The following is a 14506-nucleotide window of genomic DNA, read 5'->3' on the forward strand; positions in this document are numbered from 1 at the left end:
AATGTCGCTTTATTTTTTTACACACTAATTCCTTACATAAAAATAATGGAATAAATCCTATTAAGTGTGAAATAGATCATTATTCAATGAAACGTGTTTATCCTCATTCATCATTTTAGTTTCTGAAAAAGAGGCAACCAAACATTTGTTTGGTTATTTCTTTCTGGTTTGTTATCTCGTTGATTCTCTATCTTTATTTTCAGCTCAATATTCTGCTTTTATGAATATTGCTATTTATGTACATTTTTATTAGAGGCATTCCTTGAGTTGTCTCACAAAAAATGCACTGTAACTGCTTGAAAACACGCTTACGATCGTTATCCCAACTTTGAAACAGATTAATAAAATACGCTTTACTCTATTTAATCAAAATAATAAAACAGACACATGTTTAAAAACAAACAAGTGTCCATTATGACCAGCCGAGAAAAACAAATATTGCAGCTTCTGAGACGAGATCCATTGATCCCCCAGCAAGAAATTGCCGATATTCTAGGCATTAGTCGCTCGGGGGTTGCAGGTCACATTATGAATCTGATGCAAAAAGGTTATATCAAAGGAAAGGGATATATATTATCTGAGCACAGTTATGTAGTGGTGATTGGTTCTGTCAATATGGACGTTTGTGGTTATGCCGCCAGTCAGCTTATTTATGAAGACTCCAATCCAGGAAAAATAAAATGTACGCCGGGTGGTGTAGGGCGAAATATTGCTGAGAATATCGCGTTATTAGGCAAAGAATGTCATTTGATTTCTGTCGTTGGGGATGATTTTTATGGTGCCACCCTGATTGATGAAGCTAAACGGGCGGGAGTCAATGTCAGTAACTGTCATAGTTTGCACGGGGAAAATACCTCAACCTATGTTTCGCTGCTGGATAATAGTGGGGAAATGTTGGTGGCAATTAATGATATGCGCATTTTAGAAAAACTCACGCCATCATTATTAGCCACCACCAAGGAATTAATTCAGCATGCCGGAATATTAGTAGTTGATTGTAATTTAACGGAAGAATCCCTTTCATGGATATTTACCAATGCCGGTAATGTCCCAGTATTCGTCGATACAGTTTCGGCATTTAAAGCCCCCAGAATTAAAAATTGGCTATCTCATATTCATACCTTGAAACCTAATCGACTGGAGGCAGAGATACTGAGTGGCATCAAGATTAACCACCAAGATGATATTCCGGCAGTCGCGAACTGGTTCCATCAACAAGGCGTCCAGCGCCTGGCGCTAAGTATGGGAAAAGACGGCGTTTATTTCAGCGAAGTTGACGGACAGACCGGCTGGTCACTGCCACTGAATATCAACATTGTGAATGTGACCGGTGCCGGAGACGCCATGATGTCAGGGCTGGCAAGTTGCTGGCTGGATGATATGGAGTTCGCTGAGAGTATCCGTTTTGCTCAAGGCTGCTCAGCATTAACACTCTCTTCGGAACTGACCAATAACCCCAATCTGTCAAATGGCAGTGTTAAAAAACTATTGGAATTACAACCATGACAAATAACGCAATGGCACAATCTTACTTAGACATTTCACCGGAAGTTGCGCAGGCTTTGGCGCAAAATAAAGCCGTAGTGGCATTGGAATCTACCATTATTTCTCATGGGATGCCTTATCCACAAAATGTAGAAACAGCCTTATTGGTCGAACAGAAAATTCGTGAAAATGGCGCAGTTCCTGCCACTATCGCTGTTATAAATGGCCGAATGAAAGCAGGTTTATCAAGGGATGAAATAGAATTGCTGGGTAAAGAAGGCCACAGCATTATGAAAGTTAGCCGCCGCGATTTACCTTTTGTCGTCGCCAATGGGCAGCATGGTGCAACCACAGTCGCTTCTACCATGATTATTGCGGAAATGGCTAAGATTAAAGTCTTTGCAACCGGTGGGATTGGTGGGGTACACCGTGGTGCCGCAACTACCTTTGATATTTCTGCGGATCTACAGGAACTGGCAAAAACAAATGTCACTGTCGTATGTGCTGGCGCGAAATCTATTTTAGATTTGGGCTTAACTACTGAATATCTGGAAACCAACGGTGTGCCAGTCATTGGTTATCAAACTCGCTCATTACCAGCATTCTTTTGCCGAACCAGCCCATTTGACGTCAGCATTACATTAGACAGTGCTGAGCAAATTGCTGGCGCAATGAAAGCCAAGTGGGGCATGGGGTTACGCGGGGGAATGGTGGTTGCCAACCCCATTCCTGAGCAATATGCACTAGCAGAAAATATGATAAACACCGCTATTGAACAGGCCGTTAAAGAATCAGAAGAACAGGGGGTTATTGGCAAGGAAAGTACTCCATTTTTGCTGGCCCGAGTCGCTGAATTAACCGGGGGGGATAGCTTAAATGCCAATATCCAATTGGTATTTAATAATGCTAAATTAGCAGCGAAAATCGCCTGTTCATACCAGAGTATTATTTAATATATAAAATGGTAATACGCCTTAAATAGTGTCCTTATTACAGTTGCTAAATAATAGCTCATATCTTTGAGGTGCCCTGACACATTTGTTGTCCAAGGGGCACCTTTTCGAGCATGGACTTATTATAAATACTTCGGGGGATTTATGGATTTATTGCGTAGTTTGGTGGGGATGTGCATTTTATTGCTTATTGCCTATATTTTCTCAGTAAATAAAAGAAAAATACGATTAAGGACCGTAGGGGCAGCATTATTGCTGCAAATCACTTTAGGCGCGGTCATGCTTTATGTCCCAGCAGGAAAGTGGTTTATCTCTTCTATCGCTAATACTGTGAATCGAGTTATTTCTTATAGTGATGCGGGTAGCGCATTTATTTTTGGCGGCTTAGTTAGCCCAAAAATGAATGAGCTATTTGATGGTGCAGGATTTGTTTTCGCTTTCCATGTGTTACCTGCCATTATTTTTATCACTTCATTAATTTCCATTCTTTATTATCTTGGCATTATGGGCTGGCTGATAAATATTCTTGGCTCTCTATTCCAAAAATTACTGGGTATTAGCAAAGTAGAATCATTTGCGGCAGTAACGACCATTTTTCTGGGGCAGAATGAGATCCCAGCCGTGGTAAAGCCCTTTATTAATAAGATGAACAGTAATGAGCTATTTACCGTAATTTGTAGCGGCATGGCATCTATCGCCGGCTCTATGTTGGTGGGATATGCGGGTCTTGGTGTGCCAATTGAATATTTGTTGGCTGCGTCATTGATGGCGATTCCTGGTGGGATACTATTTGCGCGAATTCTCAGCCCCGCAACAGAAGAGTCAAAAGTCGAATTTAACGAAATGACCTTCAGTGATACCCGTCCTGCCAGTATTATCGAAGCTGCGGCAAATGGTGCGATGTTGGGATTGAAAATTGCGGTAGGGGTAGCCACTGTAGTGATGGCCTTTGTGGCATTGATTGCATTAATTAATGGCATTATTGGTGGCATCGGTGGTCTATTTGGTTTTGAGCAGTTGAGTCTGGAAAGTATCCTTGGCTATGTGTTCTCGCCTCTGGCTTATATTATGGGCGTCTCTTGGGAGCATGCTTCATTGGCGGGTGGCTTCATTGGACAGAAGTTAGCCATTAATGAATTCGTCGCTTATCTGAGTTTTTCCCCTTATCTAAAAGAGACCATTGGCACATTGGATGTAAAAACCATTGCTGTTATCTCTTTTGCACTGTGCGGTTTTGCCAATTTTGGTTCAATTGCCGTAGTGGTTGGGGCATTCAGCGCTGTGGCACCAGAAAGAGCATCCGAAATTGCTCGCTTAGGGTTCCGTGCTTTATTAGCGGCAACATTATCTAATCTGATGAGTGCCACTATTGCCGGTTTGTTTATTGGCTTGGGGAGTCTACTGCCAGGCTAGGATTATTAGCGATTTAATCAGTTCAACATAGCTCTGGTGCATTAATCCAGCGAGAAAGAGATTAATGCACCAACCCATCATTTAATCGAGAGGGTGGCGCTTAAGATAATAACTAATTTTATAATCTACCGGATTAAAGGTAATCACCGAAAAATCTACAATCACCCCATCAGTTGTATTAGACACGGCTAATAATTGCAGCAACAGCGTGCGTGGGTCGCAATGAAGTTGCAGAGCAAACTCTTGGCTGGCCGCAATAGGCAAAAATGTCTGTCGGCAACCTTCAATTTGATAATTAGCGTGTTTCTCAATAAAGTCATACTTTGATGACTCAAGATGATGATAAGTTAAATCGGGCATCAGAGCGACCGGGAGATAACTCTCCTCTATCTGAATAATCTGCTTATCAGCATAACGCAATCGCTTGATATAATAAGTTTTATCTTCTGGTTGAATATTCAACTGGCTGGCTATAGCTTGTGGTGCCCTAATAATTTTGAATTCAGATACTTCAGTATGAGGAGTTTTACCTAGCATTTTCATATGTTCAGTAAAACTGTTCAGATGATTATTATCGTGTTTAAGATCTTTCCCGATAATAAATGTACCCCGGCCTTGTTGTCGTTCCAGCAAACCATCCTGAATTAAGACCTCCAACGCTTTTCTGACCGTCATTCGCGATGCACCAAAGCGCTCGGCTAACTGAATTTCAGACGGCAAGCAGTCACCGACTGAAATATCCTGATGATTTATTAACTTTCGGATATTGATGACTAGATTTTTATATACCATTTCTATACCTATTTTGAGGGTGATATTTATCACAAATAGTTATGTAATTTATTGATAATTAATTATTAAAATTTAACTGGTATAAAAAATAGCTTAAATGTCTAATTTTGACCTGAATAATATACAAATCTGTTTGGCGATTTAATGCAGTCCCGATCACAAATTCTTATCAATCGCCAAGTCATAAATGGATGATTCCATAGAGTGATGCTTGTTGATACTCACGAGGGAAGCAGTCATGTTAAGTTCGTTTAATAGATTTGGCGGGGCAATGCTCGGTGCGGTGCTACTCTTCCCTTTTGCCGGGATGGTAGTTGGCATATCTCTGGTGCTGCAAAATCCGACCTTTGCCAGCCCAGACAGTTTATTCTTCCAATTAATGAAAATTATTGAATCCGGTGGTTGGACTGTATTTAACAATATGGGACTACTATTTGCTGTCGGCTTACCGATAAAATTAGCTAATAAAGCGCCGGCTTCTGCTTGCCTGGTTTCCTTAATTACTTATCTGACCTTTAATGCCTTTCTCGGTGCCATGTGTGAAGTATGGGGCGCGCACTGGGGGGTTAATTTTGCACAAGATACCGGTGGTACCAGCGGGCTGGCAACCATTGGTGGAATTAAAACACTGGATACCAGTGTGATTGGTGCCATTCTATGTGGCAGTTTGGTCACTTGGATACATAACCGTTATTACTCCACCAAATTACCTGATTATGTCAGTATTTTTCAGGGAGCCGCTTTTGTTAATATTCTCGGTTTTATTGTTATGTTACCGCTGGCCTTCATTACATTGATGTTATGGCCAAAAGTGCAATTAGGTATGATTTCATTACAAAGCTTTATTTTGCATGCCGGTAATTTTGGTATCTGGTGCTATATCTTCTTGGAAAAAATCTTATTACCTACTGGTTTGCACCATTTTGTTTATAGTCCTTTCCAATATACCGATGTTGCGGTACCCGGTGGTACTACATTGTACTGGCTGACTCATTTACAAGAGTTCAGTCAATCCACTGAGCCACTAAAACAACTTTTCCCGGCAGGTGGTTTTGCTATGCAGGGGAATGGGGCGGTATTTGGTGGCTTAGGTATGGCGTTAGCAATATACAGCACGGCAAAACCGGAGAATAAAGCCAAAGTTGCCGGATTACTGATCCCAGCAACCATTACCAGCATGTTTATCGGTATTACTGAGCCGTTAGATTTTACCTTCTTATTTATTGCTCCGGCACTGTTTGTAGTCCATGCCATGCTTTCCGCTACCATGACCGTCGTCATGTATAGCTTGGGTGTGGTGGGGAACTTTGGTTCTGGGATTCTTGAGTGGGCAACGCAAAACTGGATTCCGATGTTCAGTCAACATGCCAATGTCATGGTGACTCAAATTATTGTCGGCCTTATATTCAGTGGTGTTTATTTCCTTATATTCCGTATTTTGATTCTCAAATTTAACTTTAAAACTTTGGGCCGTGAAGATAGCGACCTCAAGCTTTATTCAAAGCAAGACTACAAGCAAAAAGGCGAAAACCAGGGTAATGAATTTCAACAACGCGCCAGTGCTTATCTAGAGGCAGCAGGCGGGAAAGACAATATCGCCAGCTATACCCACTGCTTTACCCGCTTAAGATTAGTTGTAAAGGATATTAGCCGAGTTCAGCCGAGCACAGCATTTAAGGCTTATTCCGCAATTGAAGTCTATAAAAATGGTAATGATGTGCAGGTGATTGTTGGCAACAATGTAACGCATATTTATGAACAATTTGCAGAGTTGATGAATTAAGGAGTTTTTTAGATGAAGAAATCATCCATTTTGATTGCTGGTGGTGGTTCAACCTATACCCATGGCATTATTCTTATGCTATTGGATAATTTACATCGTTTCCCTATTTCGGAAATAAAACTGTATGACAATGATGGGCCACGCCAGGAAATTGTGGCTAAAGCCTGTGAAATTATTCTGCGTGAGCAATCCAGTGGAATAAAATTTTCTTATACCACAGACTCTAAAACCGCTTTTAGTGGTGTTGATTTTGTCATGGCACATATTCGGCAAGGTAAACTTCCGATGCGTGAAAAAGACGAAAAAATCCCCATGAAATATGGCTGTGTTGGGCAGGAAACCTGTGGCGCTGGTGGGATTGCTTATGGGATGCGCTCAATTGGCGGCGTGATAGAGATTCTCGATTATATGACAAAATATTCACCAAATGCCTGGATGCTGAATTACTCCAATCCGGCGGCTATTGTTGCTGAAGCGACACGGCGCTTACGGCCAACGGCGCGTATTTATCATATTTGCGATATGCCTATCAGTATCGAAGAGGCAATGGCAAAAATACTGCACTATTCTTCGGCGGCAGATTTGGAAACCCGTTATTACGGTCTTAACCATTTTGGTTGGTGGAACTCGGTGCGTGATAAGGTCACCGGCGAAGATTTAATGCCGCGACTGGCGGAACATGTGCGGCAATATGGCTATGCTGATGAGCAAGGTGAAGGTAAAGAGGAGGTAAGCTGGAATGAAACTTTTGCTAAAGCCCGCGATAGCTTTGCATTAGACCCCAGTAGTTTCCCTAATACCTATTTGCAATATTATCTGTATGGCGATGATATGGTGGCACATACCTCACCAGACCACTCTAGAGCAAATGAAGTAATGGAAGGCCGAGAGAAATTTGTTTTTGATGAGTGCCGTAAAATTATTGCAGAGGGTAGTGCGGTAAATACTCAACTTAAGATTGATGAACATGCGTCTTATATTGTTGATTTGGCACAGGCTATTGCATTTAATACTAAGCGCCGCATGTTACTGATTGTGCCTAATAAAGGAGCTATCAGTAACTTTGATGATGATGCAATGGTTGAAGTACCTTGTTTGGTTGGGGCTGAAGGTGTTGAGCCATTAGCTATTGGCGATATTCCTACCTTCCAGCGTGGGTTGTTGTATCAGCAGCATGCGGTAGAAAAGTTGGTTGTTGATGCTTGGGTTGAAAAATCCTACCAAAAGTTGTGGCAAGCGCTGACATTATCTAAAACCATTCCGAGTGCGAAAGTCGCAAAGTTGATTTTAGATGATTTAATCGAGGCTAATAAATCCTACTGGACGCTGAACTAGTTCTCACTAAACACCGTTATGGTCTGTAACGGTGAGTTAGAGCCACAGTTTATAAAATATTGATTAAAGTATTGTCGCCACCTGCCGATAACAATTTCTGATATTTATATGCTATTTAATAATAGTCTGGGTAGCCAGAGCAATAAATTAAAGATGGGGAATGGCAGGTGAGCGAAGCGTCTAAAGAGAATTTTGTAAAAACCAATAAATTAGCGATCTGTGCAATTCTTCGTGATTTAAAGAAGAATGATACCGCAATGATGGTGATTCATGCCCGTGGGCAATTTATTAGCCGTATCTTGGATGTAGTACCTGAAACTAATCAGTTTATTTTTGATTTTGGTAGCGTTACTCATGAGAATATCTCGGCCCTTGCTGCCAACCAACTGACTGTCATTGCAGAACCTACCGGTGCAAAAATTGAATTTACCTGTAATCATCTGAAAGAGATAAAGTATTTATCATTACCCGCCTTTAGCACGGCTATTCCTGAGAACCTTTACTTTATCCAACGCCGAGAGTTTTTCCGCGTAAATATCCCTCAGTGGCCAGCTTATTACTGCTCAGGGAAATTCACCGATGGCAGTAAATTTTCCTATACTCTGGCCGATGTCTCTTTGGGCGGAATGGGGCTGTATGCAGTAAAAGGCAGTGAATTCCCTGTCCAGGGGTGTGGCATTCTGCGCGATGTCTCGGTTGATTTATGTGGCTTTGGTATTTTTAAATTGGATTTGCAGTTTATCCGAGCCATCGATAAACAGGTTGTGAATAACAAAGGTGAAACTCTCACTGTGCAACGCTTAAGTTTTAAATTTTCTCGTTTAAGCCCAATCCAGGAGAAGGGATTACAGCGTGCCATCTTTGAACTGGAAAAACAGCAAACAGCCAAGGCGAGAAAATTTCAAGACGGCCTGTAGAAATCCCTAATATTATTGTTACTGCCGTGGCGATTATCGCCGCAATGTGAAATAAAATGGGTAGTCAATCGGCGCTATCTGGACTGAACAAAATAAAAGCTGAAAAATATGTTGAATTATCATGCAACTGCCCCAATATTATAAGCTTGTCACTAAGGAGGATTAAGTATGGGGATCAGCGAGGAAGAGAGTATCCGCCGTTTGACTAATGAGAAAAACTCTATTGGTCATACGGCTAAATGGGTAGCAATTATTTCTGCTGTTTATTTTGTTATTATGTTGTTTTATCAGCATGAATTGGGTGTATTAACATTGGCAGGTGGGATTTTTGTTGTCTCATTTTCTATCTGGATGAAGAAACGGCAGAAAGTGAAATCCTATAAAGATCAACTGCAACAGATGGGCGACGATAAGACGGTTTAATCCAAAACTAACACGTTAATTAGACTGATTTATCAGAGGAACAGCAGGTACCGTATCTGATGAACTGTTCGTCCGATTTTCAGCCTGTTACTTCATTTCGTTTGCATCTCTGTAAACGTCTTCTGTTTATTGCCTTTATCTCTATTATGGTTTGTCCGTCAGTTTGAGTGATTTGGACATATTAAACCCTGTCACGACAAATGCCATTTGCTCATACAGTCTTTTAGCTTGTGGGTTATCAGCCGCAACTCGCAGTTTTATCTCAAATATACCTTGATCCACTAACTGCTTTTCCAACTCCTGTAAACACGATGAGCCATAACCTTTGCGCTGATACTGTGGCAGCACATAGAAATCTTTAATAAAGGCTGCACTGTCATTTTCACTCAAACCATACCATAAATAGCCAACCAGTTGTTCTTGGTCTGGGCCAGCTTTATTTTCGATACAATATAAGTGGTCATTAGGGCTATTAATACCTTGTGGTAGATAGCTGTCAAAGCTGTGTGTCGCATGTGTCACTGCTTGTTCGCTGCTATAACCGCTGTTGGATGATAAATCTTGTGCATATTCCGCTATAAATAAATTCCGATACTCTGTGAGTTCCTCAGTCCGCATTGCTCTGAGTATTACCATGATGTTTTCCTTAATGAAATCGCACTATTGTGATACTTCAGCCTATCTATAACTCTAATGGCTTTGGGTATATAGTAAATTGAGTTTGAGATAAACATATTAGCGCTTTACAGTAAATAAGATACATAAAGTAAATCATAAGGTTAACTATCGACGGGGACGTAATGATAAAACAAAATAGCCATAAAGATGCAGTTGAAAGGCAGTTTGGTGATCAAGCCAATGCTTATTTAACCAGTGCCGTTCATGCTCAGGGTAAAGATTTACAGCGCCTGACAACACTACTGCAACCTCATGGTGATGCCCGTTTGCTCGATCTTGGATGTGGTGCCGGGCATGCCAGTTTTACTGCCGCAGCTGTGGTTAAATCAGTGGTTTCTTATGATCTCTCAGCGCAAATGCTACAAGTAGTCAGTCAGGCGGCATCGGATAAAAAACTGACAAATATAGAGGTAAAACAAGGCATCGCTGAATCATTACCCTTTGATGACCAGAGTTTTGATATTGTTATTAGCCGCTATTCTGCCCATCACTGGCATGATGTTGGCCAGGCTCTACGTGAAGTTAAGCGGGTATTGCGCCCCGGTGGCAAGATTATTTTTATGGATGTGGTCTCCCCCGGTCACCCAGTGTTAGATATTTATCTACAAACGGTGGAAGTTTTACGTGATACCTCACATGTCCGAAATTACGCTCCGGGCGAATGGTTAGCATTGTTTACCGACGCCGGATTGGTCATTAATGAAGTCACCGCTGATAGATTGTATTTGGAGTTCAGTAGCTGGATTGCCAGAATGCGTACCCCAGAATATTTCGCGATCGCGATCCGTGAACTACAAAAATCAGCCTCTGATAGTGTGATTAATCATTATGAGATTCAAACTGATGGCTCATTTACCAGTGATATTATGATGATTGTTGCAAAGCGTAACTGAATATTTATTAATGTGGGTGATAATGATATATATTCGCCCATGTTTTAGTGTTTTCTAGCCGATTTTCTTGTGACATAAATGTATTTGTTTCCTCCTTATTCCATCCATAATGATTGATTTTCTTTACACAGTATTACGTCCCTTTGCATTGTCCCGTTCATAATTAACTTCACAAAGACATTACATATAACCTGTCAGTTGGAGCATATTATGAAACTATTACCTGTCATCGTTGCTGCACTTATTGCCACTGCTTCGTTTACAACTATGGCCGCACAAGAAGTTAGCCCAGAGCAAGCAATTAAATTACAAAGTATGGGGGTGATTTCTCTTTCCAATGTCAGTGGTTCTCCGATGGATGTGGAATCTGCACTTAAAGCGAAAGCTATCGCTGGTGGCGCAAGCCACTACCGGATTATTGGCATAAGTAACCCCGGAGACTCCAGTAACTACAGTGCCAGCGCTGAGATTTATCATTGATTTGTCACATAAAGTGATAATTAATGAAACAGTTAGAGACAGTATTCATATTGATCACCAGCGCAATATGACAATAGCGTGTCATTGTTATATTGCGCTTGATTATTTCAATATTGATCACCTTCATATAGCCAGCTTTTTCTATTCATCGACTGAAAATAATCAACTCTTAGAGTAATCTTAATGATAGCGTCAGGAATATAAGGTGTTATTGTAGTCCATCCGGGGTTCCGAGGAGCAGCTATGCTAAACACTGTCCGGCGTAATTTTAAAAGTCAGTTTTCTTATTTACAGCGTTTTATTGCTTCCCCTCGAACTGTTGGCTCATTGGCTCCTTCTTCACCTTGGTTATGCCAGGCGATGTTGAATCAGGTAGATTGGAAACAAGATCTTAATATTGCTGAGTTAGGCGCTGCTGATGGGGTGCTGACAAAGCGTATTTTGTCTCATATGTCAGTGAACTCCCGCTTACAGGCGTATGAGATTCAGCCGCATTTCGCGCACGCATTACACCAAATTAACGACCCGCGCTTGCAGGTAGCATTTCGATCAGCTGAACAGTTGGATCAAGATTACGATGCCGTATTTTGTTGCCTGCCACTGTTATCTATTCCAACCAAGATCACTATTAAGATATTACAACAGGCCCAACAACGTTTACGTGCCAACAAGGGTGTTTTGGTCCTGTTCCAATACAGTCATCTCTCTGAACCCTTATTATCCCGCTATTTTACGTGGAAAAAAATACGGGTAGTGCGTAATTTCCCTCCAGCACTAGTCTATATTTGCCAGCCTCGCTAAGGCTCGATACTCAGCTGTTAGCTGGGTCATAGCCTCTGGGTTACAAGATATTGTCAGCGCAATATTTACAGCTATCAATGTTAAAGATAGCGGCCAGCGTGAAAATCTAAAAAATTATGGCTGGTTTATACAAGGTTTCGTTGAGCTGCCGGATCAATGGATTGTACTGGCAGGTTTACGTTACGATTATTTCGATGTTTTCGCGGGTAAAGATCGGCCTTTGATCACTAATACTGATAGTTCTGACAGTAAATTGATTCGATGAATGGGTGTGGTCTATAAACTGATGTCTGGAGTCTTTCTGTACAGTAGCAACAGTGAATCCTTCATACCTAATTTCTCTATCACCACACAGATTGATTTGTTGCCACCGGTGCAGGGGTAATCTCGGGAAATTGCTAGCAAGGTCGAGTTAGTCAATGGTGTTACTGGCACCCTGACAGGGTTTGATATTGCTAAGCGTAATGTGAATGAGTTAATGGTGAAACAGTGATCCGCACTGTTAGTTGGGTTCGCTCGCAAGGCGTCGAATTCGATGTGGCTGGGTAATCACTGACCGCTTAAGTGTGATGGTGGTCTATGCCTATAGGAATGTTATTTTAATGTAACATACTGATAGTAAGGGTTATTATCATGTTGGCATCGCCGTGGTAGCGCGTTATTAATTCTGACCCAGACATTGGGTATTACAGGTTGGTTGAGCGGAGATGGCTGAGTGTTGCAGCCGTTGCTCGATATGCCGGGTGGGTACTGCAGCCAATAGTTTTACCTTAGATTCTTACACTGTGGCAGACGCCTTCATTTCATCTTCATTACCCATTAATAATTATCGGGTGAAATGGTAGCTCAATGTGAAAAACATCTTTAATAAAATCTATTATTCTTCTAACGGTGGCAATTTACGGGTTGCTGTTGGAGAACCTCGATAGTTTATTTTGCTTGCCTGTGCTGATCTCTAATTAGGGTTATCAATCGATACTGATTAATGTTATGCGTGGGAGGGTTGTACAATATCACTCATACTTTGTGTATAGTTAATTTTACAGGGATGTAAAGTTTGCACTACCCTCAATTATAGGTATGATTTGCATCTACAGCATAGAGCTGGGAGTTAATCCTGTTTAACCGGTCAACAAGGGTGGCCCGGTTTCTTGATAGCGAGAATTTATCCTCAGAAGTTGATGCGAAAGGACTTTCAAGTAATGACACAAACTATCTTCATGGTAGGTGCGCGCGGTGCAGGTAAGACAACAATAGGGAAAGCATTGGCGCAAGCATTGGGATATCGATTTATTGATACCGACCTGTTTATGCAGCAAACCTTGCAGGCCAGTGTTGCTGAGCTTGTCGCACGTGAAGGATGGGATGGTTTTCGCATGCGGGAAAGTATGGCCCTTCAGACCGTAACGGCTGCTAAAACGGTGGTAGCTACCGGCGGTGGTGCAGTATTATCTCAAGAAAATCGCACTTTTATGCGTAATCACGGGTTGGTTATTTATCTGCGGGCCTCTGCCAATGTGTTGGCTGGGCGGTTAGCAGAAGATCCGGAAGATGCCCAGCGGCCAAGTCTTACTGGCAAACCTATTGTAGAGGAGATGCTGGATGTATTGGCGAGTCGAGAGGCGTTATATCAAGAGGTTGCCCATCATGTGTTAGATGCAACTCAGCCGCCAGAAGAGGTTGTTGAGCATATTTTGCAGATTTTATCGGGTGAGAAAGTGAAGTAGCAGAGCGTTTCTATTTGTAGGATGAATATTTAGCCCATCTGATTGCCCGCTAGTTGTACGAAGCGTACAATTATAAATTATGTAATCATTTTCACGTAAATCATTTGCGTGACTAATGCCACTCAAGGCAGGGCCATTCAAGGCGGGCCGATGAAAACCTTCAAATTGTTTATCCACCAACACACCAATTTTATGCCCGCGTTCTGGTCAATATTGATTGTGGTATTTGAAACGTCGCTGGCGTTGTATATTTTACGTAACCTCTAATATCCCCCTCTTTGCTTTCTATTCATGAACCTTCACCTATGTTGTGAGGGGGTTTGCTATTGACTGTTTTATCCGAATAACCTCTTTTTCGGGTAGGAATATCTGTCTTTTGACGGTAAATCGTGCGCTTTTTCGGCAACTTTATCGGTGAATCCGGTTATGATCCCATTTCACCATAATAATCAGTGACAGAGCATTTAGAGAGACTCTAATATGAAAGCTCAATCTTGATTAAGACGCGGGTGCAAAAACTATGCTGAAATTTAATGAGTATTTTACCGGGAAAGTGAAATCTATTGGTTTTGACAGTGACAGCATTGGGCAAGCTAGCGTTGGGGTGATGGAAAAGGGCGAGTACACGTTCAGTACGGCTAAAGCGGAAGAGATGACGGTCATCACCGGTAGCCTAAAAGTACTGATTCCGGGTTCATCAGGTTGGGAAGTCTTTAAGCCAGGCGAAACTTTCTACATCCCTGCGGAAAGTGAATTTAACCTGCAAGTTGCTGAGGCATCTTCGTATCTGTGTAAATATTTGAGCTAATTGCCTCTTTGAATTTTG

Annotated in this window: 14 protein-coding genes; 12 read left to right on the forward strand and 2 right to left on the reverse strand. The window is 41.6% G+C overall.

Translation table 11 applies throughout. The features are described from left to right. Positions 1 to 387 precede the first annotated feature (387 nt). The 3 genes from DJ58_RS04060 to DJ58_RS04050 all read left to right on the forward strand — a co-directional run bounded on the left by DJ58_RS04060 (position 388) and on the right by DJ58_RS04050 (position 3851). Positions 388 to 1506, forward strand: a complete 1119-nt coding sequence (locus tag DJ58_RS04060) for a PfkB family carbohydrate kinase (RefSeq protein ID WP_004707469.1) — start codon at positions 388 to 390, stop codon at positions 1504 to 1506. Then, on the forward strand, positions 1503 to 2438 hold the full coding sequence (locus tag DJ58_RS04055) for a pseudouridine-5'-phosphate glycosidase (RefSeq protein WP_032910657.1): 936 nt from the start codon (positions 1503 to 1505) through the stop codon (positions 2436 to 2438). The genes DJ58_RS04060 and DJ58_RS04055 overlap by 4 nt, the downstream gene beginning before the upstream one ends. Before the next feature lie 144 nt (positions 2439 to 2582). Further along, a complete protein-coding gene (locus DJ58_RS04050; protein WP_004707472.1) occupies positions 2583 to 3851 on the forward strand; it encodes a NupC/NupG family nucleoside CNT transporter in 1269 nt (422 codons plus the stop codon). 81 nt (positions 3852 to 3932) lie between these two features. On the opposite strand, the gene DJ58_RS04045 is transcribed toward DJ58_RS04050, so the two are convergent. Further along, positions 3933 to 4643: a GntR family transcriptional regulator gene (locus tag DJ58_RS04045; RefSeq protein WP_004707474.1), complete on the reverse strand. Its 711-nt coding sequence runs from the start codon at positions 4641 to 4643 to the stop codon at positions 3933 to 3935. 238 nt (positions 4644 to 4881) lie between these two features. Here DJ58_RS04045 and DJ58_RS04040 point away from each other — a divergent pair, with 238 nt between their 5' ends. The 4 genes from DJ58_RS04040 to DJ58_RS04025 all read left to right on the forward strand — a co-directional run bounded on the left by DJ58_RS04040 (position 4882) and on the right by DJ58_RS04025 (position 9101). Beyond that, on the forward strand, positions 4882 to 6426 hold the full coding sequence (locus DJ58_RS04040) for an alpha-glucoside-specific PTS transporter subunit IIBC (RefSeq protein ID WP_004707475.1): 1545 nt from the start codon (positions 4882 to 4884) through the stop codon (positions 6424 to 6426). Between the two features lie 12 nt (positions 6427 to 6438). Continuing rightward, a complete protein-coding gene (locus tag DJ58_RS04035; protein WP_004707476.1) occupies positions 6439 to 7761 on the forward strand; it encodes a 6-phospho-alpha-glucosidase in 1323 nt (440 codons plus the stop codon). Between the two features lie 167 nt (positions 7762 to 7928). Further along, positions 7929 to 8678, forward strand: a complete 750-nt coding sequence (locus tag DJ58_RS04030) for a flagellar brake protein (protein WP_004707477.1) — start codon at positions 7929 to 7931, stop codon at positions 8676 to 8678. 168 nt (positions 8679 to 8846) lie between these two features. Continuing rightward, a complete protein-coding gene (locus tag DJ58_RS04025; protein ID WP_004707478.1) occupies positions 8847 to 9101 on the forward strand; it encodes a hypothetical protein in 255 nt (84 codons plus the stop codon). A 144-nt stretch (positions 9102 to 9245) separates the two neighbouring features. On the opposite strand, the gene DJ58_RS04020 is transcribed toward DJ58_RS04025, so the two are convergent. Further along, positions 9246 to 9737 carry a GNAT family N-acetyltransferase gene (locus tag DJ58_RS04020; RefSeq protein ID WP_032910659.1) on the reverse strand — a complete coding sequence of 164 codons (492 nt, stop codon included), beginning with the start codon at positions 9735 to 9737 and terminating at the stop codon, positions 9246 to 9248. 164 nt (positions 9738 to 9901) lie between these two features. On the opposite strand from DJ58_RS04020, the gene DJ58_RS04015 reads away from it, so the two are divergent. From DJ58_RS04015 to ppnP, 5 genes are all read left to right on the forward strand, one after another. Further along, on the forward strand, positions 9902 to 10672 hold the full coding sequence (locus DJ58_RS04015; protein ID WP_004707482.1) for a class I SAM-dependent methyltransferase: 771 nt from the start codon (positions 9902 to 9904) through the stop codon (positions 10670 to 10672). A 210-nt stretch (positions 10673 to 10882) separates the two neighbouring features. Continuing rightward, the gene (locus DJ58_RS04010; protein WP_032910660.1) at positions 10883 to 11152 is read left to right on the forward strand and encodes a YdgH/BhsA/McbA-like domain containing protein; all 270 of its coding nucleotides are present in this window, start codon (positions 10883 to 10885) and stop codon (positions 11150 to 11152) included. A gap of 243 nt (positions 11153 to 11395) precedes the next feature. Then, positions 11396 to 11953: a class I SAM-dependent methyltransferase gene (locus DJ58_RS04005; RefSeq protein ID WP_004707486.1), complete on the forward strand. Its 558-nt coding sequence runs from the start codon at positions 11396 to 11398 to the stop codon at positions 11951 to 11953. Positions 11954 to 13155: 1202 nt separating this feature from the next. Then, positions 13156 to 13680, forward strand: a complete 525-nt coding sequence (gene aroL, locus DJ58_RS04000; RefSeq protein WP_004707491.1) for a shikimate kinase AroL — start codon at positions 13156 to 13158, stop codon at positions 13678 to 13680. Between the two features lie 520 nt (positions 13681 to 14200). After that, positions 14201 to 14488, forward strand: a complete 288-nt coding sequence (gene ppnP, locus DJ58_RS03995; RefSeq protein WP_004707495.1) for a pyrimidine/purine nucleoside phosphorylase — start codon at positions 14201 to 14203, stop codon at positions 14486 to 14488. The last annotated feature ends 18 nt before the right edge of the window (positions 14489 to 14506 follow it).

Source organism: Yersinia frederiksenii ATCC 33641 (assembly GCF_000754805.1).
GTDB classification, from domain to species: Bacteria; Pseudomonadota; Gammaproteobacteria; order Enterobacterales; family Enterobacteriaceae; genus Yersinia; species Yersinia frederiksenii.